The organism is Phenylobacterium sp. (assembly GCF_041919955.1).
GTDB lineage: Bacteria > Pseudomonadota > Alphaproteobacteria > Caulobacterales > Caulobacteraceae > Phenylobacterium.
In genome coordinates this window covers 15222-41761 of the sequence record NZ_JAYRSU010000004.1, presented here as the reverse complement: position 1 = coordinate 41761, position 26540 = coordinate 15222, and the positions used below count along the sequence as shown (strand labels likewise).

Annotated in this window: 25 protein-coding genes; 19 read left to right on the top strand and 6 right to left on the bottom strand. The window is 68.3% G+C overall.

Annotated elements, in window-relative coordinates:
- The first annotated feature begins 344 nt into the window (after window positions 1–344).
- The 7 genes from ACE3T2_RS04920 (at window position 345) to ACE3T2_RS04890 (ending at window position 10172) form a co-directional block, all read left to right on the top strand.
- Entirely contained in the window at window positions 345–1499 is a 1155-nt protein-coding gene (locus tag ACE3T2_RS04920; protein ID WP_374655305.1) for an N-acetylmuramoyl-L-alanine amidase, read from the top strand.
- Between the two features lie 92 nt (window positions 1500–1591).
- A complete protein-coding gene (locus tag ACE3T2_RS04915) occupies window positions 1592–3967 on the top strand; it encodes a penicillin-binding protein 1A (protein ID WP_374655303.1) in 2376 nt (791 codons plus the stop codon).
- A 59-nt stretch (window positions 3968–4026) separates the two neighbouring features.
- The gene (locus ACE3T2_RS04910; RefSeq protein WP_374655301.1) at window positions 4027–4425 is read left to right on the top strand and encodes a hypothetical protein; all 399 of its coding nucleotides are present in this window, start codon (window positions 4027–4029) and stop codon (window positions 4423–4425) included.
- 580 nt (window positions 4426–5005) lie between these two features.
- The gene (locus tag ACE3T2_RS04905; RefSeq protein WP_374655299.1) at window positions 5006–7210 is read left to right on the top strand and encodes a TonB-dependent receptor; all 2205 of its coding nucleotides are present in this window, start codon (window positions 5006–5008) and stop codon (window positions 7208–7210) included.
- Between the two features lie 2 nt (window positions 7211–7212).
- Window positions 7213–8151 carry an alpha/beta hydrolase gene (locus ACE3T2_RS04900; protein ID WP_374655297.1) on the top strand — a complete coding sequence of 313 codons (939 nt, stop codon included), beginning with the start codon at window positions 7213–7215 and terminating at the stop codon, window positions 8149–8151.
- A 90-nt stretch (window positions 8152–8241) separates the two neighbouring features.
- Window positions 8242–9364, top strand: a protein-coding gene (prfB, locus tag ACE3T2_RS04895) for a peptide chain release factor 2 (protein ID WP_374655295.1) whose coding sequence is annotated in 2 segments (ribosomal slippage) — window positions 8242–8310 and window positions 8312–9364 — 1122 coding nt in all. Because the reading frame shifts where the segments join, the coding sequence is not laid out codon by codon here.
- Window positions 9365–9464: 100 nt separating this feature from the next.
- The gene (locus ACE3T2_RS04890) at window positions 9465–10172 is read left to right on the top strand and encodes a 2-phosphosulfolactate phosphatase (RefSeq protein WP_374655293.1); all 708 of its coding nucleotides are present in this window, start codon (window positions 9465–9467) and stop codon (window positions 10170–10172) included.
- On the opposite strand, the gene ACE3T2_RS04885 is transcribed toward ACE3T2_RS04890, so the two are convergent.
- The 4 genes from ACE3T2_RS04885 to tyrS form a co-directional block, all read right to left on the bottom strand.
- A complete protein-coding gene (locus ACE3T2_RS04885; protein ID WP_374655291.1) occupies window positions 10169–10606 on the bottom strand; it encodes a polymer-forming cytoskeletal protein in 438 nt (145 codons plus the stop codon). The two genes, ACE3T2_RS04890 and ACE3T2_RS04885, sit on opposite strands and share 4 nt — an antisense overlap.
- Complete coding sequence (locus ACE3T2_RS04880) at window positions 10587–11750, bottom strand: M23 family metallopeptidase (protein ID WP_374655652.1); 1164 nt, start codon at window positions 11748–11750, stop codon at window positions 10587–10589. Before ACE3T2_RS04880 ends, ACE3T2_RS04885 begins: the two co-directional genes overlap by 20 nt.
- A gap of 293 nt (window positions 11751–12043) precedes the next feature.
- Window positions 12044–12508, bottom strand: coding sequence for a peroxiredoxin (locus ACE3T2_RS04875; RefSeq protein WP_374655289.1), 465 nt, complete (start codon window positions 12506–12508; stop codon window positions 12044–12046).
- A gap of 10 nt (window positions 12509–12518) precedes the next feature.
- A complete protein-coding gene (gene tyrS / locus ACE3T2_RS04870; protein ID WP_374655287.1) occupies window positions 12519–13829 on the bottom strand; it encodes a tyrosine--tRNA ligase in 1311 nt (436 codons plus the stop codon).
- 194 nt (window positions 13830–14023) lie between these two features.
- Here tyrS and ACE3T2_RS04865 point away from each other — a divergent pair, with 194 nt between their 5' ends.
- On the top strand, window positions 14024–15136 hold the full coding sequence (locus tag ACE3T2_RS04865; protein ID WP_374655285.1) for an anhydro-N-acetylmuramic acid kinase: 1113 nt from the start codon (window positions 14024–14026) through the stop codon (window positions 15134–15136).
- A gap of 9 nt (window positions 15137–15145) precedes the next feature.
- Complete coding sequence (locus ACE3T2_RS04860; protein ID WP_374655283.1) at window positions 15146–16447, top strand: amidohydrolase; 1302 nt, start codon at window positions 15146–15148, stop codon at window positions 16445–16447.
- Between the two features lie 44 nt (window positions 16448–16491).
- Here the strand turns inward: ACE3T2_RS04860 and ACE3T2_RS04855 are convergent, their stop codons facing one another.
- Window positions 16492–17142, bottom strand: a complete 651-nt coding sequence (locus ACE3T2_RS04855; RefSeq protein WP_374655281.1) for an alpha/beta hydrolase — start codon at window positions 17140–17142, stop codon at window positions 16492–16494.
- Window positions 17143–17324: 182 nt separating this feature from the next.
- Here ACE3T2_RS04855 and ACE3T2_RS04850 point away from each other — a divergent pair, with 182 nt between their 5' ends.
- Genes ACE3T2_RS04850 through ACE3T2_RS04810 form a run of 9 tightly spaced genes read left to right on the top strand, consistent with a single transcriptional unit; the run spans window position 17325 to window position 24565 of the window.
- Complete coding sequence (locus ACE3T2_RS04850) at window positions 17325–17768, top strand: Rrf2 family transcriptional regulator (RefSeq protein ID WP_374655279.1); 444 nt, start codon at window positions 17325–17327, stop codon at window positions 17766–17768.
- Complete coding sequence (locus ACE3T2_RS04845) at window positions 17765–18898, top strand: cysteine desulfurase family protein (RefSeq protein ID WP_374655277.1); 1134 nt, start codon at window positions 17765–17767, stop codon at window positions 18896–18898. The genes ACE3T2_RS04850 and ACE3T2_RS04845 overlap by 4 nt, the downstream gene beginning before the upstream one ends.
- A gap of 12 nt (window positions 18899–18910) precedes the next feature.
- Window positions 18911–20380: a Fe-S cluster assembly protein SufB gene (sufB, locus tag ACE3T2_RS04840; RefSeq protein ID WP_374655275.1), complete on the top strand. Its 1470-nt coding sequence runs from the start codon at window positions 18911–18913 to the stop codon at window positions 20378–20380.
- Between the two features lie 26 nt (window positions 20381–20406).
- A complete protein-coding gene (locus tag ACE3T2_RS04835; RefSeq protein WP_374655273.1) occupies window positions 20407–20781 on the top strand; it encodes a hypothetical protein in 375 nt (124 codons plus the stop codon).
- Window positions 20781–21527 (top strand): Fe-S cluster assembly ATPase SufC, encoded by a 747-nt coding sequence (sufC, locus tag ACE3T2_RS04830; RefSeq protein ID WP_374655271.1) that lies wholly within the window; start codon window positions 20781–20783, stop codon window positions 21525–21527. The genes ACE3T2_RS04835 and sufC overlap by 1 nt, the downstream gene beginning before the upstream one ends.
- Complete coding sequence (gene sufD, locus ACE3T2_RS04825; protein ID WP_374655269.1) at window positions 21524–22555, top strand: Fe-S cluster assembly protein SufD; 1032 nt, start codon at window positions 21524–21526, stop codon at window positions 22553–22555. The genes sufC and sufD overlap by 4 nt, the downstream gene beginning before the upstream one ends.
- Window positions 22556–22557: 2 nt before the next feature.
- Window positions 22558–23772 (top strand): aminotransferase class V-fold PLP-dependent enzyme, encoded by a 1215-nt coding sequence (locus ACE3T2_RS04820; protein WP_374655267.1) that lies wholly within the window; start codon window positions 22558–22560, stop codon window positions 23770–23772.
- Between the two features lie 11 nt (window positions 23773–23783).
- Window positions 23784–24146, top strand: coding sequence for an SUF system Fe-S cluster assembly protein (locus ACE3T2_RS04815; protein WP_374655265.1), 363 nt, complete (start codon window positions 23784–23786; stop codon window positions 24144–24146).
- A gap of 17 nt (window positions 24147–24163) precedes the next feature.
- Window positions 24164–24565 carry a HesB/IscA family protein gene (locus tag ACE3T2_RS04810; protein ID WP_374655263.1) on the top strand — a complete coding sequence of 134 codons (402 nt, stop codon included), beginning with the start codon at window positions 24164–24166 and terminating at the stop codon, window positions 24563–24565.
- 2 nt (window positions 24566–24567) lie between these two features.
- Here the strand turns inward: ACE3T2_RS04810 and ACE3T2_RS04805 are convergent, their stop codons facing one another.
- The gene (locus ACE3T2_RS04805; protein ID WP_374655261.1) at window positions 24568–25233 is read right to left on the bottom strand and encodes a glutathione S-transferase; all 666 of its coding nucleotides are present in this window, start codon (window positions 25231–25233) and stop codon (window positions 24568–24570) included.
- 107 nt (window positions 25234–25340) lie between these two features.
- On the opposite strand from ACE3T2_RS04805, the gene ACE3T2_RS04800 reads away from it, so the two are divergent.
- Window positions 25341–26531 carry a low temperature requirement protein A gene (locus ACE3T2_RS04800; RefSeq protein ID WP_374655259.1) on the top strand — a complete coding sequence of 397 codons (1191 nt, stop codon included), beginning with the start codon at window positions 25341–25343 and terminating at the stop codon, window positions 26529–26531.
- The last annotated feature ends 9 nt before the right edge of the window (window positions 26532–26540 follow it).

Genomic DNA, 26540 nt, shown 5'->3' with positions numbered 1-26540 from the left:
AAGGCGGGCGGTAGGCCGGAAAAGGGCTCGAGCGGCGCTGCCCATTGGTGTGTTCCCAGGCGCGCTTTACGAAAAGCGCGGATCGGATGGCGCGTGGTCGCCCATGGGGGCGGAGCCGACGCAGGCTTATGGTCGCGCGGAGGGCTACCCTGCGACGCAGGGCGCGGTTCCAGCGCGGCCGGACATTGCAACACTGGCGGCAAAAAGGAAAGCCGCAGCGCCGCGAGCGTGAAGGCGGGGTTAACCGTTTGTGCACGCCGACACAGGCTATATGGGTAGGATTGTGCAAAAAGTGTAACGGGGCTGCGCGTATGGGCGGCGTGTTCAGGATCAGTGGGCGGACCATGCTGGCGGCTGCCGGTGCGGTCGTCGGCTGCCTGGCGATCGCCCTGGGCGCACAGGCCGCCGGAACCGGCGCGGACGTGCTGAAGGTCCGCCTGGGCGGCGATCGCACCGAGACCCGCATCGTCATCGACCTCGACAAGGCCGCAACCGGCAGGATCGCCGCCGACGGCCAGGACGACCGCCGCGTGGTCATGAACCTGCCGGGCGTGTCGGTGGACAGCGAACTGCAGGGCGCGGGCCTTGGCCTGGTCAAGGCCTGGGTGGTCGACGACGGGCCTGGCGGCGCACGGCTGCGCGTGGATCTGGCCGGCGATGCGGTGATCAAGCGCCGCTTCCTGCTGCCGCCGGCGGACGGGGTTCCGAACTATCGCTATGTGATCGACATCGCCGCGCGCGACCCGGCCAAGGTCAGGGTCGCCGAGGGCGGCGCACGCTTCATCTCCGCCCCGGCCAAACCTGTGAAGGCGGCGCTGCCGCTGAAGAAGGTCGTGGTGATCGACGCCGGTCACGGCGGCAAGGATCCGGGCACCAAGGGCGCCGAGGGCAACGAGAAGGATGTGACGCTGGCCGCGGCGCGGTCGCTGAAGAACCAGCTCGAAAAGACCGGCCGCTACAAGGTGGTCATGACCCGCGACGCCGACGTCTATGTCGACCACGCGGTGCGGGTGCAGATCGCGCGCCGCGCCGACGCGGACCTGTTCATCTCGCTGCACGCCGATTCGGGCACCGATCCGACTCTGCGGGGCGCCAGCGTCTATACCCTTGCGGACCGGGCGACCGGCCGGTCGGCCAAGTTCGTCAGCAAGGACGACTGGTTCATGCAGGCGGGCAGCCATGGCGACCATGGCGTCTCGACCATCCTGCTCGACCTGACCCAGCGCATGACCCGCAACCGCTCGGCGACCTTCGCCGAGGTGCTGCTGAACCGGGTGAGCGACCACCAGCCGCTGCTGCGCCGCAGCCATCGGGAGGCGGGCCTGGCCGTGCTGCTGGCCCCCGACGTTCCGGCCGTCCTGCTGGAAATGGGCTTCCTGACCAACGCAGCCGATGAGGCGGCGCTGCGAGACCCCGGCCGCCGCACGCGGCTGATGGGCTCGGTGGCCGAGGCCATCGACGACTATTTCGGCCAGCCGACGAAGCTGGCCTCCAACTGAGGACTGCGTCACGCACGGCCGTTGGCGCCCGGCGCGATGCACGCTAGACCAGCCGCAGCGGGGGGCGATGGCCCCGCGGAGGTCGGTCTGCTTTGAAGCCCCCGGAAAGATGGATCGCGATCGCTGGCGTGACGGTGCTGAGCGCCATCGCGCTGGCCGGATTCGCCATCGCCATCTATGCGGCGTGGCTGTTCCACGACATGCCGGACGCCAGCGACCTGGCCGACTATCGCCCGCCGACGGCGACCCGCGCCTATGCGCTGGACGGGACGCTTATCGGCGAGTTTTCGCGCGAGCGTCGCATATACGTGCCGTACGACAGCATTCCGCCGCACCTGGCCCAGGCTTTTCTGGCGGCTGAAGACCGTAATTTCTTCAGCCACGGAGGCGTCGACGCCCTGGGCCTGACCCGGGCCATGATGAAGAACGTCATGAACGCGGTGAACGGACGCCGCCTAGAAGGCGGTTCGACCATCACCCAACAGGTGGCCAAGAACGTCCTGCTGACGAGCGACGCGACCGTCGGGCGCAAGCTGAAGGAAGCGATCCTGGCCGGGCGCCTGGAGCAGACCCTCAACAAGGAGCAGATCCTCGAGCTCTATCTGAACGAGATCTGGCTCGGCTACCGCTCCTATGGCGTCGGGGCGGCGGCGTACAACTACTTCGGCAAGTCGATCACCGATCTGACCCTGGCCGAGAGCGCCTATCTGGCCGCGCTCCCGAAGGGCCCGGACAACTATCACCCCCTGCGCCGCAAAGCGCAGGCCATGGCTCGCCGCAACTGGGTGATCGACCAGATGGCCGACCTGGGCTGGGTCAGCCGCGCCGAGGCCGAGGCGGCCAAGCGCGAGGACCTGAAGGTCCAGAAGGCGCCGACCCGCGCCAAGTACCGCGACGCCGACTTCTTCGTCGAGGAGGTGCGCCGCCGCGGCCTGGCGACCATGGGGCAGCGCCTGAACGAAGGCGGCTACTACATGCGCACCACGCTCGATCCTGAGCTGCAGACAGCGGCGCGGGTGGCGCTGATGAACGGCCTGGAGCAGTACGACCGCCGCCACGGCTGGCGCGGGGCCTGGGGCCACGTCGACGCCGCCGAGGGTTGGGAACAGGTCGCCAAGCAAAAGAGTCCGCCGTCGGAGCGGCGCGCATGGCGCGCGGCGCTGATCACCGACGTCTCGGGCGGCAACGTCCGGGTGCGTGTGGCCGGCGACGGCGGCGCAGGATCGATCGTAGGCCAGGACGTGGCCTGGGCGCGGGCGGGCAGGGGGCTGAAGGCCGGCGACCTGGTCTTCGTCGAACCGGCCGAGGGCGGCGGCTTCCGGCTGCGTCAGATCCCGCAGGTCAACGGCGCCCTGGTGGCCATGGAGCCCTATTCCGGCCGGGTGCTGGCCATGGTCGGCGGCTATTCGTTCTCGCTGTCGAACTTCAACCGGGCGACCCAGGCGATGCGCCAGCCCGGTTCGGCCTTCAAGCCGATCGTCTACGCCGCAGCCCTGGAGAGCGGCTACACGCCTTCGAGCGTGGTGATGGACTCGGCGATCACGCTGAAGGGCGCGGCAGGCCAGAACTGGACGCCCGAGAACTACAACAAGCGCTATTACGGCGCCCTGACCCTGCGCCGCGGGCTGGAGCTGTCGCGCAACGCCATGACCGTGCGCCTGGCCCAGGGCGTGGGCATGAAGCGCATCAGCGACCTGGCCGTGAAGATGGGCGTGGTCAAAAAGATGGACAAGGTGCTGGCCATGGCCCTGGGCGCCGGCGAGACCACCCCGTTCAAGCTGACCGCCGCCTATGCGACCTTCGTCAACGGCGGCCGCCGCATCGACCCGCACCTGATCGAACTGGTCCAGGACCGCAACGGAGAGACGATCTTCCGCGCCGACAAGCGCGACTGCCCACGCTGCGACGCCGGTTTCAACGGCGACGAGAGCCCGCGCATCGCCCCTGGCGGCGAGCAGGTGATGGACCCGATCACCGCCTACCAGATCACCTCCATGCTTCAGGGCGTGGTCCAGCGCGGCACAGCCACCTCGGCGCTGGTGCTCGACCGTCCGGTGGGTGGCAAGACGGGGACGACCAACGAGTACCGCAGCGCCTGGTTCGTGGGCTTCACCCCGCAGATCGTCGCGGGGGTGTTCGTCGGCTTCGACGACAACCGCAGCCTGGGCAACGGTGAGACCGGCACCACCGCGGCCGTGCCGATCTTCATCGAGTTCATGCAGACCGCGACCAAGGGCCTGCCCAAGACCGAGTTCAAGGCCCCGACCAACGCCAAGTTCGCCACCGTGCGCGGCATCCGCGAGGCCTTCCGGCCGGGCACCGAGCCGAAGGTTGTCCTGGCCCCGGTCGACAGCGGCCTGTCCGGCCCGCAGCCCTACAATCAGGTCTGGCCCGACGGGAAGCTGACCACGCCTGCGCCGGCCGCCGCGCCGGAAAAGAAGAAGGACGATATGACCGGGCTCTACTGATCCCGGCCAGATCAGGCCCGCGGCTGGATTTCCGCCGCCGACTCCAGGACAATGGCGTCATGGTGGATACGGGCCGGGAAGAACTCATCGCTTGGGCCATGGCGATGGAGGCCTACGCCCGCGATTGGGACGCGACCTTCGATGGCCGTCCGAACTACTTCACCCAGGAATTCTGGTACCTGCTGATCCTGGCCACCATCGCTCACTGGCGCGAGCGCCCGATGACCATGAGCCAGGCCTGCCACGCCATGAAGAGCGGCTCGAACCGCACCCGCGAGCAACGCATCAAGCGGGCGGTGGACGACGGTTACCTGGTCAAGACCCGCGGCGAGGAGGACGGCCGCGCCTCGCTGGTCGTGCCGACCCCGAAGCTGGAAGAGCTGATCCGCGGCCACCTGGAGCGGACCCTGGAGATCGTGAAGCGCGCGATAGAGGGGCGGGGGGCGGCGGCCCCTTGATGTACATTCGGTTCGTTACGACTAAGTGCGACGACCAATCAGGGCGACGCCAGGGCCTATTCTACGCCTCGTACGACCTCGAGGACCGCGGAGATCTGAGCCTGGCCGAAGTCGTGGCGTTCGGCGAAATCCATCACTGGTTCTCCAAGAACATGGCTGAACCGACGCGAGCGAGTTTGTCCTCGCGACCAAATGCTAAGGCGCAAGCGCTTAGCTGGTTCAAAGAGAGCGCCGTCGCCCACGTCTCTCGGATGCGAGCTCTACAGGCGTTGCTAGGGGAGCGTGGGATATTTGTGGAGATCCTCCGCACAACTCGGCCGGGGTATATCGTCTATGAAGACGAACATCAGGTCCTCGCCTACCCCTTTGCAGATACGCCGACGTAGAAAGGGACGAAAGCGGACCGGCTCGTTGACGATCAGGCTTGCTCGGACCCGCAGTCCCCGCCACCCAGAAAGTACCCGCAGGATCTGCGTGTATTTCATCGCGAAACTCTTCGATTTTTCCGGTCCGGCGGCCGTGATCCCTTGCCGGCGTCAAGACCGCCCGGAAGTGAAGGGCGGCGCGGGGGAGGATCACGATGTCTCAACATTCCACGGCGCGCGGCGCGCGGGCGCTTCTTCGGACCGGTAGCGGCCTGGTCCTGGCCGCGGCGCTGGCCGCACCCGTACTGGCGCAGGAAACGCGCGCCCCGGCCGATGGGGAGAGCATCGTCGGAGTCGAGGAAGTCGTGGTCACCGCCCGGCGGCGTAGCGAGCGGTTGCAGGACGTACCGGTAGCGGTCACGGCGGTCGGCGGCGATGCCCTGGACGCCATGCAGGCCAGCGACATCGGCGATCTCCAGAGCGCGGTCCCCAACCTGACCCTGCATGTGGGCGATGCGTCCAACGCTGTGGTCTATATCCGCGGGGTCGGCCAGGTCGACAGCCTGGCCTTTGCCGACCCCGGCGTCGGGGTCTATGTCGACGACGTCTATCTGGGCCGGGCCCAAGGGGCGTTCCTGTCGGTCTACGACGTCGACCGTATCGAGGTGCTGCGCGGGCCGCAGGGCACGCTCTATGGCCGCAACACCATCGGCGGAGCCGTGAAGTTCGTCTCCAGCCCCCTAAAGCCGGAGCTGACGGCGCGGGCGGAGGCTTCGGTCGGCGACTACGACCTGGTGGAGTTCCGAGGCGCGATCGGCGGAGCGCTGATCGGCGACACGCTGCTGGCCAAGGCGGCGGTCTCGCTCTCTCGGCGCGAGGGCTATTCCGAGAACGCCTATCTCAATGGCCTGAGCGACGGCGACAAGGACCAGGTCGCCGGCCGCCTGGCCTTCGAATACCGGCCAAGCGCGGATTTCGTGATGCGGCTGAACCTCGACGCCTCGCGCGACCGGCCGCGCACCTCGCGCACGCCCGCCCGGGCGACTTCGGTGTTCGGCGCCTTTCCGGCGACCACCAGCGATCCGTTCAAGGTCGACGCCGACTTCAACGACCGCAACGACCTGGACACCCGCGGCGTCTCGCTCAGCGCCGACTGGAACGTCTCCGACAAGGTGACGCTGAAGTCGATCACCGCCTATCGGACCATGGACTACGACGCGCACCTGGACCTGGACGCCACCCCGCTGCCGTTCTTCGGGGTCTATGACGACGAGGAACAGAGCCAGTTCAGCCAGGAATTCCAGGCCGCCTACGCCGGCGAGCGGCTGAACCTGGTCGGCGGCCTGTTCTATTTCGACGAGAAGGACACGACGTTTTCGGGGTTGTTCGGGCCAGCGATCTCGCTGGTGACGGCCGAGCTGAATGTCCAGCACAACAAGAGCTGGGCGGCCTACGGCCAGGGGACCTACAAGCTGACTGATAGGCTGGGGCTGACCGCGGGCCTTCGCTACACCTATGAGGAAAAGAGTTTCCGCCGCACCCAGGACCTGATCCCCGGCGCGACCAGCGTGCCGCAGCGCGGGGCGGTAGGTGTCCGGCTGGCCAGCATCGACACCTCTGGCGACTGGTCCTCGCTCTCGCCGAAGTTCGGCCTGGACTACAAGATCAGCGACGATGTGCTGGCCTATGTCAGCGCCAGTCGCGGCTTCAAGTCGGGCGGTTTCGACGGGCGGGCGGCCAGCGCGGCGGCGGCCGCGCCCTATGATCCTGAAACCGCCTGGTCCTACGAGGTGGGGCTGAAGTCGACGCTGTTCGACCGGCGGCTGGTCGCCAACGTCGCCGCGTTCTGGAACGACTATACCGACCTGCAGCTGTCCAGCTTCACCGCCAACGCCACGGGCGGCTTCCAGGCGCTGTTCACCAACGCCGGGGCGGCGACGATCCGCGGGATCGAGGTCGAACTGACCGCGCGGCCGGTCGAGCCGCTGACGATCAACGCCTCGCTCGGCTATCTGGACGGTCAGTACGACGAGTACATCGGCCCCGGCGGCGTCGACATCAGCGACAAGCGCAAGCTGGTCAACGCGCCGGAGTGGTCGGGGCGGCTGGGCGGCAGCTACGCCTTCGATCTGGGCGACTACGGAACCCTCACGCTCGGCGCCGACGCGTCCTATCGCTCCAAGACCTATCCGACCGTCTCGTCCAGCGAAGTGGTGGCGCAGAAGGGCTACACGCTCCTCGACGCCTATGCCCGCTGGGAGGAGGCGCAGGGCCGCTATTACGCCGAGCTGGGGGGCAAGAACCTCACCGACGAGCGCTATGTCGAGCACGCCTTCGACCTGTCGGACTCGCTGGGCTATCAGCTGGCCTACTACGGCGCGCCGCGCACCGTGCGCTTCACGCTCGGCCTGCGGTACTGAGCATGGGGCAGGAAAGGTACGTCGACCCCGACACAGCCGCCTTCCTGGCCGGGTTCGGCGGCGGTCCGGCCGCGGGGGAGCCGACGCTGGCGGAGCGGCGCGCGGGCTTGGCCGCGGCGGTCGCCGCCTTCGGCCCGCCGCCGGTCGAGGTCGGATCGGTGGAGGATCGGGCGATCCCCGGACCGAACGGCGCGGTGCCGCTGAAAATCTATCGGCCGGTCGGCGGGGAGCGGGACGCGCCGCTGGTGCTGCACATTCATGGCGGCGGCTGGGCGATCGGCGATGTCGACAGCTACGCCCCGGTGGCGCGGGCCTACTGCGCGGCCGGCGGCTGCGTCGTGGTCGACGTCGACTACCGCCGTGCGCCCGAGCATAGGCATCCGGTCGCCCTGGAGGACTGCCGGGCGGCGCTCGCGTGGGCGGCGGCGCATGCGCAGGCGCTGGGTGCGGACCCACGACGGATCGTGGTGGCCGGCGACAGCGCCGGCGGGCACCTGGCGGCGGGCATATGCCAGACCACCGACATTCCTCTGGCGGGGCAAGTGCTGGTCTATCCGGTCACCTCGGCCAGCGCCCATGCCGACTTCGCTTCGCGCCGCGAGCTGGGGGACGGGCGGTATTTCCTGCGCGAGTTCGACATCCTGCGAGCCGAGACCGAGTATTTCGCCCCGGAAGAGGACCGCGAACATGCGCCGGCCTCGCCGCTGCTGGCGGAGACGGGCGTTATGGCGCGCCAGCCGCCGGCGCTGGTGATCACCGCCGCGTTGGATCCGCTGGCCGACGAAGGCCGGGCCTATGCGCAGCGGCTGGCCGAGGCGGGTGTTCCCTGCGAGCACGTCTGCGCGGAAGGAACGATCCACGGCTTCGTGCTGTTCGCCGGGGCGATCGGGGCGGGGCGTGACGCGATCACGCGGATCGGGGCGTGGATCGCGGCGGTTTGACCGCGTCATTGTTTTCGCGGGATCATTGTTTTCGCGGCTCCGGCGCGCTATCTGCCGCGACCCCGGAGTGTTTCCGGTTCGGAGATTCCCATGAGAGCGGATGTCGAGGCCTCCAAGGCCGACATCGAGCAGTCGATCGAACTGCTCAGGAGGCGACTTTGACTGGGAACCGGCCCTAAGAAAGCTCGATGAGCTGAACGCCCGCGTCGAAGATCCCACCCTTTGGGACGACGCGGCCGCCGCCCAGGCGATCACCCGCGAACGCTCAAAGCTGGCCGCCTCGGTCGAGGCCGTGCAGTCGCTGGAGCGCGATCTGGCCGACGCCGTCGGCTATGCCGAGATGGCCGACGAGGAGGGCGACGAAGCCAGCCTCGACGAGGCCCGCGCCCAGCTGAAGGCGATCAAGGAACGCGCCGCGCGGGCGGAGCTGGAAGCCCTGCTGTCCGGCGAGGCGGACGGCAACGACGCGTTTGTCGAAATCAATTCCGGCGCCGGCGGCACCGAGTCCAACGACTGGGCCGGAATGCTGATGCGCATGTACACCCGGTGGGCCAGCGCCCACGGCATGAGCGTCGACTTCCTCGAAGAGACGTCCGGCGAACAGGCGGGCATCAAGTCGGTCACCCTGCAGATCAAGGGGCCGAACGCCTATGGCTGGCTGAAGACCGAGGCGGGCGTGCACCGGCTGGTGCGCATCTCGCCGTTTGACGCGGCGGCCAAGCGGCACACCAGCTTCGCCTCGGTCTGGGTCTATCCGGTGGTGGACGACACCATCGAGATCGAGATCAATCCGGCCGACGTGCGCACCGACACCTACCGCGCCTCGGGCGCCGGCGGCCAGCACATCAACAAGACCGACTCGGCCGTGCGCCTGACGCACATTCCGACCGGCGTGGTGGTGGCCTGCCAGATGGGCCGCTCGCAGCACCAGAACCGCGACGAGGCCTGGAAGATGCTGCGCGCGCGGCTTTATGAACTCGAGCTGCAGAAGCGCGAGGCCGAGGCCGCCGCCCTGAACGAGCAGAAGACCGACATCGGCTGGGGCCACCAGATCCGATCGTATGTCCTGCAGCCGTACCAGATGGTGAAGGACCTGCGGACCAACGTCGAAACCTCCGACACCCAGGGGGTGCTGGACGGCGACCTCGACGAGTTCATGGGCGCCTCGCTGGCCCAGCGCGTCGGCAACACCCGCGACGGGGCCGGGGCTTAGGCCGTTCCGTTTCCGCCTCCCATGAAAGGGAGGGAGACGGCTCCAGCCAAGTTTGCATTCCGTCCCGGATCGGCGTTCGATCCTCGTAAGGAGGCGCGCGATGCAGAAGGTCCATTGCGAGTGGGGGCTGAGCGGCGTCGAACTGCTGCGCGAGCACGCGGCGGTGATCGTGATTGTCGACGTGCTGTCGTTCTCGACGGCGGTGGACGTGGCGGTGCACCGCAAGGCGCGGATCCATCCGTTCCCCTGGGGCGATGACGATGCGGCGCGCGAGGAGGCCGCGCGGCTGGGCGTGCGCTTGGCGGCGAGCCGCCGGGCCGGGGGCCAACTCAGCCTTTCGCCCGCCAGCCTGATGAAGCTCAATCCGGGGGAGAGGCTGCTGCTGCCGTCGCCGAACGGCTCGCGGCTGACGCTGGCCTGCGGGGAGGCGACGGTGCTGGCCGGGTGCCTGCGCAACGCCGGTGCTGTCGCGGCAAAGGCGCTGAACCTGGCGCAGGGCCGGGACATCGCGGTGATCCCGGCGGGCGAGCGGTGGGCCGACGGCTCGCTGCGCCCGGCGATCGAGGATCTGATCGGGGCCGGGGCGGTGATCGAGGCGCTGGGCTTCGACGGCGAGACCGAGGCGGTGGTGGCGCGCGATGCGTTCCGCGCGGCGAGGTCGCACCTGAAGGCGACGCTGCTGAACTGCCGCTCAGGCCTGGAGCTGAGCGGACGCGGGCACGAACTGGACGTGGAGATCGCGGCCGAGTTCGATGTCAGCCATTGCGCGCCGGTGCTGCGGAACGGGGCGTACGAGGACGCGGCCTAGGCGCTTTGGGCCTCGGGCTCCGGCGCGGCGAGCGCTACCGGGGCCGGGCGCTGGAACTTCAGGCTGCGGCCCTGGAAGAAGGCTCCGGTCTCGACCGAGAGCTGCTCGTGGGTGATGTCGCCGTCGACATAGGCGGTGCCGTAGAGGCGCACCTGCTTGGCGGTGATCGAGCCGATCACCCGGCCGCGGACGTCGACGGTCTCGGCCTGGATCGCGCCCTCGACATGGCCGGTGTCGCCCAAGGTCAGGCGGCCGACGCGCACGTCGCCGCGGATGACGCCGTCCAGGTGCAGTTCGCCCTCGCCGACGATGGCTCCCTCGACCGTCAGGTCCTGGCTGATCAGCGAAGCGGCCTTGGGCGCCTTGCGCGCGGCGTCGCCGACCGTGGTGGAGAGCTCCGGAGCCTTGTCCGTCTTAGCCGCCTTGGAGAACATAATCGCCAGCCTTCAGAAAACGCGAAGGGTTCTGGGCACGACCGTTGACCCAGACTTCGTAATGGAGGTGCGGGCCGGTGGAGCGGCCGGTGGAGCCCATGCCGCCAATGCGGCTGCCGACGGTCACACGCTGTCCGGGGCGCACGCCGATGGCTTGAAGATGGGCGTAGCGGGTCTTGAAGCCGCGGCCGTGGTCGATCTCGATGGTGTTGCCGTAGCCCGAGCGCACGCCGGTGAACGAGACCACGCCCGGCGCGGTCGCATAGATCGGCGAGCTGGTCGCGCCTGCAAAGTCGAGCCCCGAATGGAACGCCGGCCGGCGGGTGAACGGATCGAAGCGCACGCCGTAGCTGCTGGTCTGCGGGGTCGCCGTGGTCGGCCGCGCGAAGGGCAGCTTGGTCGCCGCATCCACCAGGGCGCCGGCTTCGGAGAGATTGGTCGCCGCGTGCTGAATGCGTTGGGCGAAGTCTTCATCCACGTCCAGCACCGCGGCCAGGGCGCTGGGATCCTTGGCCTCGATCAGCGGTCCGCCGAGCGATCCGCCCTTGGGCACGAACGAGGAGGGGGTGAGGCCGGCGAGACGGAAGGCCAGGCGCAGCCGGTCGGCGCGCGTGCGGGCGAAGTCGTCGGCCGCGTCGATCAGGCGTTCCTGGCCGGCGCGAACCAGCTCGATGCTGCGCAGCGGGCTGACATCCTCGGACGCGCTGGTGGCCTTGGCGATCGCCGGGGCGAGGGCGGCCTGCGCGCCCGGCTGACCGCGAACCTCGGTCAGCAGCATGGCGAGCGCGGCATGGCGGCGTTCGACGGACGTGGCCAGCTCGCCGATGCCGCCCTCGGCCTGGTTCAGCTGGACCATGGCGCTGTTCAGCCGCGCCTCGCGGTCGGCGACCAGGCGCTCGGACTTGGCCTGCATGCGGGCCAGTTCCTGGTCGTGGCTGGAGACGGCCATCGCCCCGACCATCATCGAGGCGGTCGAGACTCCCATCCACAGGGCGCCGATGGCGACCCCGCCGGCGATCGCCATCTGGCGGCCGGTTGTCAGGACGAAGGACCGCATTTCGCCGCCGGAGCGGATGTAGAGGTGTCGCTCGGGGAACAGCTCTACAAACGATCGGCGAAGGCGCGCAAAGCGTGTCATGCTCACCGTATCGGTTACGGACAACTGGGGGACGCCGCGATATGCAATGAGATTTCCGGCGCGCGCAAGGGCCTTCGCGCTGCAATGCAGGCGTGCCGGACAGCGTTCGAGTATCCGCCTTCGTGGTTAACAGCACCTGAATGGCGCAGCTAGGCCGGCGACGGGATCGACGGCCGCCTTTGAGGGATAAAGGCGCGCCGCGACAAATCTACAACAGACCGGCCGGCCGGCGGTTCCGTCGGGAAGGCGACCGAGGGCGCAAGGCTGCGGCCTCGGGTCGCATGATGCAAAGCTTTACCTTAAAGGGCTTGAGCGGCCTTCAGCACCTCGGCGGCGTGGCCGGGCACCTTCACCTTGCGCCAGATCCGCGCCAGCTTGCCGCCGGCGTCGATCAGGAAGGTCGAACGCTCGATGCCCATGTACTTGCGGCCGTACATGTTCTTCTCGACCCACGAGCCGTAGGCCTCGATCATCGCGCCCTCGGGGTCCGAGGCGAGGGGGACGGCCAGACCGTATTTGGCTGTAAACTTCGCGTGACTGGCGACGCTGTCCTTGGAGACGCCCAGCAGCGCGACACCGGCCCCGGCGAAGTCGCCGGCCAGGGCTGTGAAGTCCTGGGCCTCCTTGGTGCAGCCGCTGGTGTCGTCCTTCGGATAGAAATAGACGACCAGCGGCTTGCCGGCGAAGTCGGCGAGGCGGACGGGGCCGTCGGCGCCGGCCAGTTCGAAGTCGGGAGCGGGCGCTCCTTCGGTCACGTTCGACATGCGACGTCTCCTAGACGGGCTTCACCAGGACGATCTTCTTCTTGCCGGCGGCCAGCTTGACCACGCCGTCGACCAGGTCGGCGGGCGTGATGTTGCGGCCGGCGTCGGCCTCGGCCACATCGTTGACCCGCAGCCCCCCGCCTTGGGCCAGACGGCGCGCTTCGCCGCGCGAGCCGGCCAGGCCGGCGTCGTGGGCGAGCGCGGCCAGCATGATACCGCTCTCAAGCTCGGCCGCCGGGACCTCGTGCGTCGGCATGTCGCCGGAGACCGAGCCGACCTCGAAGGCCACGCGCGCGGCCTCGGCGGCGGCTTGGGCGGCCTCCTGGCCGTGCAGCATGCGGGTCGCCTCGTTCGCCAGAGCCTTCTTGGCCTCGTTGATCTCCGCGCCCTGCATCGCCTCGTAGCGGGCGATCTCGGCCAGCGGCAGATCGGTGAACAGGCGCATGAAGCGGCCGACGTCGGCGTCCTCGGTGTTGCGCCAGAACTGCCAGTAGTCGTACGGGCTGCGCATGTCGGCGTTGAGCCAGACCGCTCCGCCCACCGTCTTGCCCATCTTCTGGCCGGAGGCGGTCGAGAGCAGCGGCGTGGTCAGGCCGAAGGAGGGCTTCTGGTCGACACGACGGATCAGCTCCACCCCGTTGACGATGTTCCCCCACTGGTCGGAACCCCCCATCTGCAGGAGGCAGCCGTACTGGCGCTCGAGCTCCAGGAAGTCGACCGACTGCATGAGCATGTAGTTGAACTCGAGGAAGGTCATCGGCTGCTCGCGCTCAAGCCGCGCCTTGACGCTGTCGAAGGCCAGCATGCGGTTGACCGTGAAGTGCACCCCGTAGTTCCGCAGGAACTCGACGTAGCCGAACTTCGAGAGCCACGCGTCGTTGTCGACCATGATCGCGTCGCTCGGTCCGTCGCCGAAGGTCAGGAAGCGCTGGAACGTCCCCTTGATGGTGGCGATGTTGCCCTGGATCTGCTCGTGGGTGAGCAGGGGGCGCTGGCCGTCCTTGTCGGTCGGATCGCCTACCTTGGTGGTGCCCCCGCCCATCAGCACGATGGGCTTGTGGCCGGCCTGCTGCAGGCGGCGCAGCATCATGATCTGGATCATGTGGCCGACATGCAGCGAAGAGGCCGTAGCGTCGAAGCCGATGTAGGCCGTGATCGTCCCGTTGGCGGCGGCTTCGTCGAGCTCGGCCGGGTGAGTGATCTGATGGATGTAGCCGCGCTCCTGCATGGTGCGCAGGAACTCGGACTTGAAGGTCTGGTCGGCGGACATGGGCTTTGACTCGGGAGGTTGCGCAGCGCGCTCTAGCACTTCGGTGGACATCTGACAGGCTCCTTATGGCGAAAGGCCGGAGACCGTCGTTCATTTGAGGTGCGGGCGCCGACCAGGTAGGGGTGGCGCAAACGATCGAAGCCGCGCCTGCTCTAGGGCAGGCGGTAATAACGGGCCAGGTTGGCGGAGCAGCGTTCGATCATGGGCGCTAGCTACGGCGCGCGCGGCGTGGCAGTCAAGCTGGCATGCGAGTTCTGGGCTTCATGACCGGCACATCTCTCGACGCCTGTGACATGGCGATCCTGGACACGGACGGCGAGACGATCTCGGCCTTCGGGCCGGCGGGGGAGCGCAAGCTGACCGAGGCGACGCGCGACCTGGCGCTGGCGGCGACCCAGGCGGCGATGGACTGGCCGCGCGGAGCGCCAGAACCCGAAGTGTTCGCCGACGCCGCTGCGGCGGTGGCCAGGGAGCATTTCGAGGCCGCCAGCGAATTCCTGGCCGCCAACGGCCTTGCGTGGTCCGACATCGACCTCATCGGCATGCACGGCCAGACCGTGTTGCACGAGCGGCCGCAGGACGGGCGCGTGGGGCGGACCGTGCAACTGGGCGACGCCCAGTGGCTGGCCGACGCGACCGGCGTGCCGGTCGCCTATGACTTTCGCACCGCCGACGTGGCCGCCGGAGGGGAGGGCGCGCCGCTGGCCCCGATCTATCACCTGGCGCGGGCCAAGACTGCGGGCCTTTCCGCGCCCCTGGGCGTGCTGAACGTCGGCGGCGTGGCCAACATCACCTTCTGGGCCGGCGGCGACGAGATCGCCGCCTTCGACACCGGGCCCGGCAACGGCATGATCGACCTCTTGATGCAGTCGCGCGGCGCCGGGCGCTTCGACGAGGGCGGCAAATACGCCAGCGTCGGCCAGGTGGACGAGGGGGTGCTGCGCGGTCTGCTCGGCCATTCCTATTTCCAGGCGCCGCCGCCCAAGTCGCTGGATCGCTACGACTTCCCGCTGGAGCCGCTGGAGCCGCTGCGGCTTGAGGACGCCGCCGCGACGCTGGTGGCCTTCACCGCGGAGGCCGTGAAGCAGGGTTGCGAAATCATGGGCGGCTCGCCCAGCGAGGTCGTGGTCTGCGGCGGCGGGCGGCATAACCCCACCTTGATGGCGGCCTTCACTGAGCGGCTGAGCGCCCCGGTGACCACTGCCGAGGAGCACGGCTGGCGCGGCGATTCCATCGAGGCGGAGGCCTTCGCCTATCTGGCGGCGCGCACGCTGCGCGGGCTGCCGATCTCATTTCCCAAGACGACGGGCGTTCCGGCGCCCATGACCGGCGGGCGTGTCGCCCGACCAACGGCCTAAGGAGCATTCATGTCGAAGCGGGTTTGGCTGGCGGGCGTGGCCGCCGCATTTGCGATGACGGGCGGAGCGGTCGCTCAGGAGGCGCCGGCTGCGGCCAAGCCGTACGACGCCGCCGTCTTCGCCAAGGCCAAGGAACTGCAGCCGAAGGTCGTCGCCTGGCGCCGCGATTTCCACGAGCATCCCGAGCTGTCCAACAACGAGGTGCGGACCGCCAAGATCGTCGCCGATCACCTGCGCAAGCTAGGCTTCGAGGTTCGCACCGGCGTCGGCAAGACCGGCGTGGTGGGTATCCTGAAGGGCGCCAAGCCCGGCAAGGTCGTAGCCTTGCGCGCCGATATGGACGCCCTTCCGGTGGCGGAACAGACCGGCCTGCCGTTCGCGTCCAAGGTCACGGCCCAGTACAACGGCCAGACCGTGCCGGTGATGCACGCCTGCGGCCATGACAGCCACGTCGCCATCCTGATGGGAACGGCCGAGGTGCTGGCCGGCATGAAAGACCAGATCGAAGGCACGGTGGTCTTCATCTTCCAGCCGGCCGAGGAAGGGCCGCCGGTCGGCGAGGAAGGCGGCGCGCCGCTGATGGTCAAGGAAGGCGTGCTGAAGAACCCCAAGGTGGACGCGATCTTCGGCCTGCACGCCTTCCCGGGCCCGGTCGGGATGACCGTATGGCGTCCGGGCCCGATGATGGCCGCCTCGGACCGCTTCGAGATCCAGCTCAAGGGCAAGCAGGCCCACGGCTCGATGCCGTGGCAGGGGATCGACATGTCGTCGCTGACCGCCGACATCGTCACCGCGTTCAACCAGATCACCTCGCGCCAGATCAACGTCTCCAAAACGCCGACCGTGCTGACCATCGCCACCCTGCACGGCGGCCTGCGCTACAACATCATTCCCGAGGACATGACCATGACCGGGACGTTGCGGACCTTCGATCCAGGCATGCGCACCGACGTCATGGCGCGGGCCGACAAGGCGGTGGCCTCGATCACCGAGCGCTACGGCGCCACGGGCAAGATCAACTGGGGCCAGCCCAATCCGGTTACCGACAACAACCGCGCCCTGTCGGCCCAGATGAAGCCGACCCTGGCGCGCGCCACCCAGGGTCACGTCGCCGACGACATCGACTACATCATGGGCGCCGAGGATTTCTCCTATTTCCAGAAGGAGATCCCGGGCTTCTTCTACCACCTGGGCATCGGCAATCCGAAGGGCGGCAACCACTCGCCGTTCTTCGACATCGACGAAAGCGCGATGGAGACCGGCGTGCGCGCGCAGGCGCTGCTGGCGCTGGATTACTTGAAGGGGCGGTAGGGCGTGAAAGAAAAAGGCCGAGGCGTTCGCCTCGGCCTTTGATCTCAGATCGGATCGGCTTCGATCCGCTTATCCAGATATGCCCCGACGCGCTTTTCGACATCGGGCAGGTTCTCGGCCCAGAAGTGGGTCGCGCCGTCGACGACCTCGTGGTCGATGACGATGCCCTTCTGGGTGCGCAGCTTGGAGACCACGCGGTCGACCTCGATCGGCGGCACCACGGTGTCAGCTGCGCCGTGCAGGATCAGGCCCGAGGCCGGGCAGGGCGCCAGGAAGCTGAAGTCGTACATGTTGGTCGGCGGCGAGACGCTGATGAAGCCATCCGTCTCCGGGCGGCGCATCAGCAGCTGCATGCCGATCCACGCGCCGAACGAATAGCCGGCGACCCAGCATTGCGAGGCGGCCGGGTTGGTCGACTGCAGCCAGTCGAGCGCGGTGGCCGCGTCGGCCAGTTCGCCGATGCCTGAGTCGAACTCGCCCTGGCTGCGGCCGACGCCACGGAAGTTGAAGCGCAGGGTCGAGAAGCCGCGCTTCATGAACAGGTGGAAGAGCTGCACCGCCACCGGGTGGTTCATCTGCCCGCCGGCCTTGGGGTGCGGGTGCAGGATCAGCGCGATCGGCGCCGTCGGGCTCTTGCCCTGGGTGTAGCGACCCTCGATCCGCCCGGCCGCGCCGGTCAGAACCACTTCTGGCATGCCATTCCTCTCGTCAGGCGCGTCCGCCCGAATACTTGACTAACGCGCTCGGTCTTCCTAAGTCGCGACCGTCGGCCGGTTCCGGCGACGCGCCCCGTGCAAGCCGGGGCCTGTAACATATGGGACCCGCCGAATGCTCGAAAAAAAGCATCGGGCTTGTTGAGAGCAGTCTTGGGAGCGACATGCGCCTTTCGACCAAGGGACGTTATGCGGTTATGGCCATGGCCGATCTGGCGCGCCGCCAGGCCGCGCTGTCGGCCGGCGACCGCGCCGTGACCCTGGCCGACATCGCCGCGCGCCAGCAGATCTCGCTCTCCTATCTCGAACAGCTTTTCGCGCGGCTGCGCCGGCGTGGCCTGGTCAAGAGCCTGCGTGGTCCTGGCGGCGGCTATCGCCTCGCCAAGGAAGCGCACGACACCAACATCGCCGACATTGTCCTGGCGGTCGACGAGCCTCTGCGCGCGACCCGCTGCGGCGCCCAGGGCAAGGGCTGCATGCTGAAGGGCGAACGCTGCATCACCCACGATCTGTGGGAAGAGATGGGTCGCCACTTGCACACCTATCTCGCCTCGGTGACGCTGGCCGACCTCGTGGACGGCCGCTTCGCGCCGCAGGAGGCGGCATGAGCCGCGTCTACCTGGACTACAACGCCAGCGCCCCGATGCGCCCGGAGGCGATCGAGGCGATGAACCGCGCCTTCGCTGCGCCCGGCAATCCTTCCTCGGTGCACGCCGCCGGCCGCGCCGCCCGGGCCATGGTCGAGGATGCTCGCAACGCCGTCGCCGCCCTGATCGGCGGCCCGGCCTCGACGGTCGTCTTCACCTCCGGAGGCACCGAGGCCAACGCCCTGGCCATCGAGAGCGCCGTGGCGACAGGATCGAGGCGCCTGATCGTCAGCGCGATCGAACACGACAGCGTGCTTGAGAACGCCAAGGCCAGCGGCGCTGCGGTCGAACTGCTGCCGGTGAACGCACACGGCGTGGCGGACCTCGGCTGGCTCGCCGAGCGCCTCTCCCGCTGGGACGCGGCAGACGGCCGTCCCTTCGTGGCGCTCATGCACGCCAACAACGAGACCGGCGTGATCCAGCCAGTGCGCGAGGCCTCCGAGATCGTCCGGGCCGCTGACGGCTGGCTGCACGTCGACGCTGTCCAGAGCGCCGGCAAGATCCCGACCGACAGCCGCGCCCTGGGCGCGGACACCCTGACGGCCTCGGCTCACAAGCTGGGCGGGCCGCAGGGCGTCGGCGCCCTGACATTCGGTCCGCGCGCCACGCTCGTGCGCCGTCAGCACGGCGGCGGGCAGGAGCGGGGACGCCGCGCGGGCACCGAGAACGTTGCGGGGATCGCCGGCTTCGGCGCCGCGGCCCTGGCCGCATTGAAGGACCGTGACATCGATCCGGCCCCTCGGGATGCCGCGATCGCGCGCCTGACGGCCACCGGCGCCGTGGTGATGGGCGAGGGTGCGCTGCGCCTGCCCAACACCCTGTGCGTGGCGCTCCCCGGCTGGGGGGCGGAGCTGCAGGTGATGCAACTCGATCTGGCCGGGATCATGGTCAGCGCCGGCTCGGCCTGCTCGTCGGGCAAGGTGAAGGCCAGTCACGTGCTGAGCGCCATGGGTCAGGGCGACCTGGCCGCCTGCGCCATCCGGGTCTCGGGCGGCTGGGCCACCACGCCAGAAGATTGGGCGGCCTTCGCAGCCGCCTGGGAAGAGATTCAGTCCCGTCACGCCGCGCGTCACCGCGCGCCGGCGGCGTGAGGAGGTAAGCGTATGGCCGCCGTCAAACAGACCGTCGAACACGTCGAGAGCCTGGAAAAGTACAAGCACGGCTTCGTCACCGACGTCGAACAGGAGTTCGCGCCCAAGGGGCTGTCGCAGGACATCGTCCGCTTCATCTCGGCCAAAAAGGACGAGCCGGAATGGATGCTGGCCTGGCGGCTGGACGCCTATGAGCGCTGGCTGGCGATGGACGAGCCGGACTGGGCCAAGGTCCATTTCCCGCGCATCGACTACCAGGACGCCTATTACTACGCCGCGCCCAAGGGCAAGGACGGCCCCAAGAGCCTGGACGAGGTCGATCCCGACATCCTGGCGACCTACGCCAAGCTGGGCATTCCGCTGCGCGAGCAGGAAGTGCTGGCCGGCGTGCAGGGCGCGCCGCGCTATGCGGTCGACGCTGTGTTCGACAGCGTCTCGGTGGTGACCACCTTCAAGAAAGAGCTGGCGGAAGCGGGCGTCATCTTCTGCTCGATGAGCGAGGCGATCCGCGAGCATCCCGAGCTGGTCCGCAAGTACCTGGGCTCGGTGGTGCCGGTGTCGGACAACTACTACGCCTGTCTGAACTCGGCGGTCTTTTCCGACGGCAGCTTCGTCTATGTGCCGCCGGGCGTGCGCTGCCCGATGGAGCTGTCGACCTATTTCCGCATCAATGCGGAGAATTCCGGCCAGTTCGAGCGCACCCTGATCATCGCCGACAAGGGCGCCTACGTTTCCTATCTCGAGGGCTGCACGGCCCCCATGCGCGACGAGAACCAGCTGCACGCCGCGGTGGTCGAGCTCGTCGCCCTCGACGACGCCGAGATCAAGTACTCCACCGTCCAGAACTGGTATCCGGGCGATCCGGAGACCGGGAAGGGCGGCATCTACAACTTCGTCACCAAGCGGGCCGACTGCCGGGGCGACCGCTCGAAGGTGTCCTGGACCCAGGTCGAGACCGGCTCGGCGATCACCTGGAAGTATCCGTCCTGCGTGCTTCGCGGGAACGAGAGCGTCGGTGAATTCTACTCGATCGCCATCACTAACGGCCGCCAGCAGGCCGACACCGGCACCAAGATGATCCACCTGGGCGCGGGCACCCGCTCGCGCATCATCTCCAAGGGCATCAGCGCCGGGAAGTCGTCGAACACCTACCGTGGCCTGGTCTCGGCCCACCCCAAGGCCAAGGGCGCGCGCAACTTCACCCAGTGCGACAGCCTGCTGATCGGCAAGAGCTGCGCGGCCCACACCGTGCCCTATGTCGAGGCGCGCAACGGCAGTTGCGTATTCGAGCACGAAGCCACGACCACCAAGCTTTCCGAAGACCAGCTGTTCTACGCCATGCAGCGCGGGCTTTCGGAGGAGGAAGCCGTGCAGCTGCTGGTCAACGGCTTCGTCAAGGACGTGCTGCAGGAGCTGCCCATGGAGTTCGCCGTGGAAGCCCAGAAGCTCGTCGCCATTTCCCTGGAGGGCTCGGTCGGATGAGCCCCGCAACGTCAGAGACCGCCTCCATGTCCCTTCGCCGCGCCTTCGAAGCCGAGCACGCCCGCCGCGACGCGGCCCGCCATGCCCGCGAGGAGGCCGAGCGCAGGCAGCAGGAAGAAGACCTGGCTCGCGCCCAGCAGCTTTATGACGCGCTCGCCGCCGACGAGGGCTTCCTGCGTGAGAAGGGCCTGACCCTCGGCCTGCGCCGCTACACGGTCAGCCTGAACCACGACGACTTCCTGATCGACGCCTACTTCGAGGCTGGCAGCATCAACGTGCGCTCGGCCGACAAGCGCACCGCCACGACTTCCACCGCCGCGCCTCGCAAACAGCAGTTTGTGAACACCCCCGGCGAAGCCCTTGATGTGATGGCCCAGTTCCTGGCCGACGAGACCGACTGATGCTTTCGATTTCCAACCTGCGCGCCGAAGTCGACGGCAACGAGATTCTGAAGGGCCTGACCCTGGAGGTGCCCTCCGGCGAGGTCCACGCCATCATGGGCCCGAACGGCGCCGGCAAGTCGACGCTGTCCTACGTCCTGACCGGCCGCGAGGGCTATGAAGTCACGGGCGGAACCGCGACCCTGAACGGCGAGGACCTGCTGTCGCTCGACCCGGCCGAGCGCGCGGCCAAGGGCATGTTCCTGTCCTTCCAGTACCCGCTGGAGATTCCGGGCGTTCCGGCCCTGACCTTCATCCGGACCGCGATGAACGCCCAGCGCAAGGCGCGCGGCGAGCCCGAGGTGACGGCGCCGGAGTTCCTGAAGCTCGCCAAGGCCACCGCGGCCTCCCTGAAGATCGACTTCGACATGCTCAAGCGGGCGCTGAACGTCGGCTTCTCGGGCGGTGAGAAGAAACGGATGGAAATCTTTCAGATGGCGATGCTTTCGCCCCGTTTCCTCATCCTGGATGAGACCGACTCCGGCCTCGACATCGATGCGCTGAAGATCGTCTCGGACGGGGTGAACGCCATGCGTTCGCCGGACCGTTCGATGCTGGTCATCACCCACTACCAGCGCCTGCTCGACTACATCAAACCCGACCGCGTGCACGTGCTTTCGGCCGGGCGGATCGTGGAGTCCGGCGGGCCCGAACTGGCGCTCGAGCTGGAGCGCGAAGGCTACGACAAGTACGCGAGGGCCGCGTGAGCGTCACCGGGGCCATCACCTCCGGCGACGCCAGCCTGCTGCCCGGCAAGCGGGACGAGGACTGGCGCTGGACCGACCTGCGCGGCCTGATCCGCCAGATTCCGGCCGCCTCGCCGCAGGGCGCGGCCTGGGCGTGGGAAAGCCCGCTGGCGCAGGCCGGCGGCGAGGTTGTTGACGTCGTCAATGGCCGGGGTCGCTCGGACCTGGACGTCCCGGCCGGCGGAGAAGCCTTGGTCGCCTGGCGCTTCCTCTCCACCGATGGCGCTGGCGCGCACAACGCCGAACTCTGGGTCTCGGTGGGTGAGGGCGGCAAGCTCACCCTGGTCGAGAGCTATGAGGGCCGCGGCGCCGGCTATCTCGCCAACACCACGGTCAACATCAGGTTGGCCAAGGGCGCCAAGGTCGAGCGGATCGTCTTCGCCGACGATCACGCCGAGGGCGTCAGCGTCGTCGACGCCAGCGTCGAGCTGGCGCCGGAAGCAGCCTACGCCCAGACTGTCCTGACCCACGGCGCGCGTCGCCAGCGGATCGAGACCCGTGTCGCTCATCCCGGGGCGGGCGCTGAGCTGCGTCTGGACGGCGCCTATCTGCTGGAAGGCCAGCACAACGCCGACCTTACCACCGTGGTCGAACACCTGGGTGTTGACGGAACCACCAGCCAGCTCACCAAGGGCGTCGTCCGCGACCAGTCGCGCGGCGTGTTCCAGGGCCGGATCGTGGTGGCCGAGGGCGCCGACCGCACCGACGCGCGGATGGGCCATCACGCCCTGATCCTGTCGGACAGGGCCGAGATCGACGCCAAGCCTGAGCTGCTGATCTTCGCCGACGACGTGCAGTGCGCGCACGGCAACACGATCGGCGCCCTGGACGAGGACGCGCTGTTCTACGCCCAGCAGCGCGGCATGCCGGCCGAGGTCGCCCGCGCGCTGCTGACCCATGCCTTCGTCGGCGAGGTTATCGACCGTATCGAGCACGAGACCGTGCGCGAAGCCGCCGCCGGCTGGGCCGGCCAGCGGTTGGAGCTCTGACCATGGCCTTCGACGTCGAAGCGGTCCGCGCCCAGTTCCCGATCCTGTCACGAGAGGTCAATGGCAAGCCGCTGGTCTATCTGGACAGCGCCGCCAGCGCCCAGAAGCCGCGGGCGGTGATCGAAGCCATGACGCGGTCGATGGAGCACTCCTACGCCAACGTCCACCGCGGGCTGCATACGCTGGCCAACGAGACGACCGACGCTTACGAGGCGGCGCGCAAGTCCGTCGCGCGCTTTATCAATGCGGCCGAGCACGAGATCGTCTTCACCAAGGGCGGCACCGAGGCGATCAACCTGGTCGCGTCCGGCCTCGGCGCCTCCCTGGTCGCCGGCGACGAGATCGTGCTGACCGAGATGGAGCACCACGCCAACATCGTGCCGTGGCACTTCCTGCGCGAGCGCAAGGGCGTGGTCCTGAAGTTCATCCCGGTGCTGGACGACGGCCGGCTGGACGTCGAGGCCCTGCCGGGACTGCTCAGCGAGCGGACCAAGGTCGTCGCCGTCACCCACATGTCCAACGTGCTCGGCACCATCAACCCGGTGGCCGAGATCGCCCGCCTGGCGCATGAGGCCGGCGCGAAGGTGCTGGTCGACGGCTGCCAGGGCGTGGTGCACCTGGACGTCGACGTAAAGGCCCTGGACGTCGACTTCTACGTCTTCTCCGCCCACAAGCTCTACGGCCCGACCGGCATTGGCGCGCTCTACGGCAAGGCCGAGGCCCTGGCCGAACTGCCGCCCTATCAAGGCGGTGGCGAGATGATCGGCGAGGTGCGCCTGGAGGCGATCACCTACGCCGATCCGCCGCATCGGTTCGAAGCCGGCACCCCGCCGATCCTCGAGGCCATCGGCCTGGGCGCGGCCATCGAATGGCTGAACACCATCGACCGCAAGGCCGCCGCCGAGCACGAGGCGCGGCTCTATGCGCGGGTGATGGACGGGCTGAAGGGCGCCAACTGGCTGCAGGTCATCGGCCAGGCGCCCGGCAAGGGCGCGATCCTGGCCTTCAACGTCGAAGGCGCTCATGCGCACGACGTAGCCCAGATCCTCGACCGCTACGGCGTGGCCGTGCGGGCCGGCAGCCATTGCGCAGAGCCCCTGATGCGGCGTTTCGGCCTGACGGCCAGCGCCCGCGCTTCCTTCGCCCTATATAATACGGAAGGGGAGGCCGACGCTTTCGTCGACGCGCTGACCCGCACCCAGGCCTTTTTCGCTTGAGTCATTGACCCATGGACGACGCCGCTTCCATCGAGCCGACCACGACGACGCCGCTCTCGCAGGCTGAGCTCGACGCGCTGACCGACCAGCTCATCGAGAAGCTGAAGACGGTGTTCGACCCGGAGATCCCGGTCGACATCTACGAGCTGGGCCTGATCTACAAGGTGGACGTGTCAGACGACAAGGACGTGGCCATCGACATGACCCTGACCGCCCCCGGCTGCCCGGTGGCGGGCGACATGCCGGGTTGGGTCCAGGACGCGGTGCGCGAAATCCCGGGCATCCGCAACGTCACCGTCGAGCTGGTCTTCGACCCGCCGTGGGACCCCTCGCGGATGTCCGACGAGGCGAAACTTCAACTCAACATGTTCTGACCCCATATAGGCCGAGCATGACCGAGCTGTCCCTCACCCCCGCGCCCCGTGCGCGCCGCCCCCGACCCAAGGTCGTCACCCTGACCGAGGCTGCGGCGATGCGCGTGCGCGAGATCATGGCCAAGGCCGAGAAGCCTTATGCGGGCCTGCGGGTCGGCGTGAAGAACGGCGGCTGCGCGGGACAGGAATACGTCCTGGAATACGCCGAGGCGGCGAACCCGCTGGACGAGGTGGTCGAGGACAAGGGCGTGACCATCCTGGTCGAGCCTAAGGCGGTGCTGTTCCTGATCGGCACAGAGATCGACTACGTCACCACAAAGCTCTCGGCCAAGTTCGTGTTTCGCAATCCGAACGAGACCGACGCCTGCGGCTGCGGCGAGAGCGTCACCATCGAGCCCGGCAAGGCGCTCGACGCTTAAGGTCAGGCGTAGGCGTAAGGCCCGCCGCGCTCCAGCGCCCGCTGATAGGCCGGCCGGGCGTGGATCTTCTCCAGGAACGCGGCGAGACGCGACCGGCCGTTCAGCGCACCCCCGCGGTCCGCGGCCGCCTCGACCGGGAAGCTCATCATCACATCGGCGGCCGAGAACCGCGGCCCCGCGAACCACTCCGACTTTCCGAGCTCGCTCTCCCAATAGTCGAAGTGCGTCTTCAGGTTCGGATCGATGAAACTGGCCTGTGCGCGCGCGGCGATCATGTTGACCACCGGCCGCAGCAGGGAAGGGGCCCCGGCCGGCAGCCGGCCGAAGACCAGCTTGAGCAGCAGCGGCGGCATGGCGGAGCCCTCGGCGTAGTGCAGCCAGTAGCTCCAACGGACCCGCTCGGCCGAGCCTGGCGGCGGGGCGAGGCGGCCCTGGCCATATCGATCGACGATCCATTCGACTATGGCCCCGGTCTCGGCGAGGGTCAGCCCGTCCTCGGTCACCACCGGCGACTTGCCGAGAGGATGGATGGCGCGAAGCTCCGGCGGCGCAAGCATGGTCTTCGCGTCGCGTTGGTAGGACCTGATCTCGTAGGGCGCGCCCAACTCCTCCAACAGCCAGAGCACGCGCTGGGACCGGGAGTTGTTCAGGTGGTGGACCGTGAGCATCGGGCTTCCTCTAAGTGTTACGCAAATTTACATTGTAAGATATTGTTTGCAAGCGCTTGGCGGACGCGCGACTCTTCGGCCTAGTGAAACGGGCTGGAGGGACGGCGATGGTCTGGGCGCGCAAGGATCTGCAACGCAAGCGGTCGGGGCACGACCACCACCGCGTGACCTTCGTCGAGTTGTTCTTCGACCTGGTCTTTGTCTTCGCCATCACACAGCTCTCGCACACCCTGCTCAAGCATCTGACGCCGCTGGGCGTCGTGGAGGCGGGACTGCTGTTCCTGGCGGTGTGGTGGGTGTGGATATTCACCTGCTGGATCACCAACTGGATGGATCCGGAACAGCCGGCGGTACGCCTGCTGCTGCTGGTGCTGATGCTGGCAGGTCTCCTGATGTCCTCGTCGCTGCCAGAGGCGTTCGGCGAGCGCGGCCTGATGTTCGCCTCCGCCTTCGTGGCCATGCAGGTCGGCCGCTCGCTGTTCATGCTCTGGGCCCTGCGCCGTCACAACCACGGCAACTACGTCAACTTCCTGCGGATCACCGCCTGGCTCGGCGTCTCCGGCTGCTTCTGGATCGCCGGCGGCCTCAGCGAGGGCGGCGCGCGTCTGGGGCTCTGGGCGCTCGCCGTGGCCATCGAGTTCGCCGGACCGTCCATGGGCTTCTGGACCCCGGTGCTGGGCCGCTCGACCACGGCTGACTGGGATGTCGAGGGCGGTCACATGGCCGAGCGCTGCGGCCTCTTCGTCATCATCGCGCTCGGAGAGTCGATCCTGGTGACCGGCGCGACCTTCGCCGACCTGCCGATGAGCCTGCCGACGGCGGCGGCCTTCGTCGCTTCGTTCGCCGGCAGCGTCGCCATGTGGTGGATCTACTTCGACGCCGGCGCCGAGCACGCCAGCCAGCGATTCGCCGGCGCCGCCGATCCGGGCCGCATCGCGCGCCTGGCCTACACCTATCTGCACCTGCCTATCGTCGGCGGGATCGTGGTCAGCGCGGTGGGCGACGAGTTGGTCCTGGCCCATCCTGTAGGCCACATGGAGATCAAGACAGCCGCGGTGATCGTCGGCGGGCCGGCGCTCTATCTGTTCGGCGACCTGCTGTTCCGGCTCGTAGCAACCGAAAAGCTGGCGCGCTCGCACCTGGCCGCCCTCGCGGTGCTGGCCGTCCTCGCCGTCGCATCGCCGGCCATGACGCCTCTGGCCCTGACCGCCGGGGTCTCGGCCGTCCTGGTGATCGTCGCCGGCTCGGAGGCCTGGTGGTTCCGCCGGGTGGGCCGGCAGGAAGGCAGCGCCCCCTAGTCGGGCTCC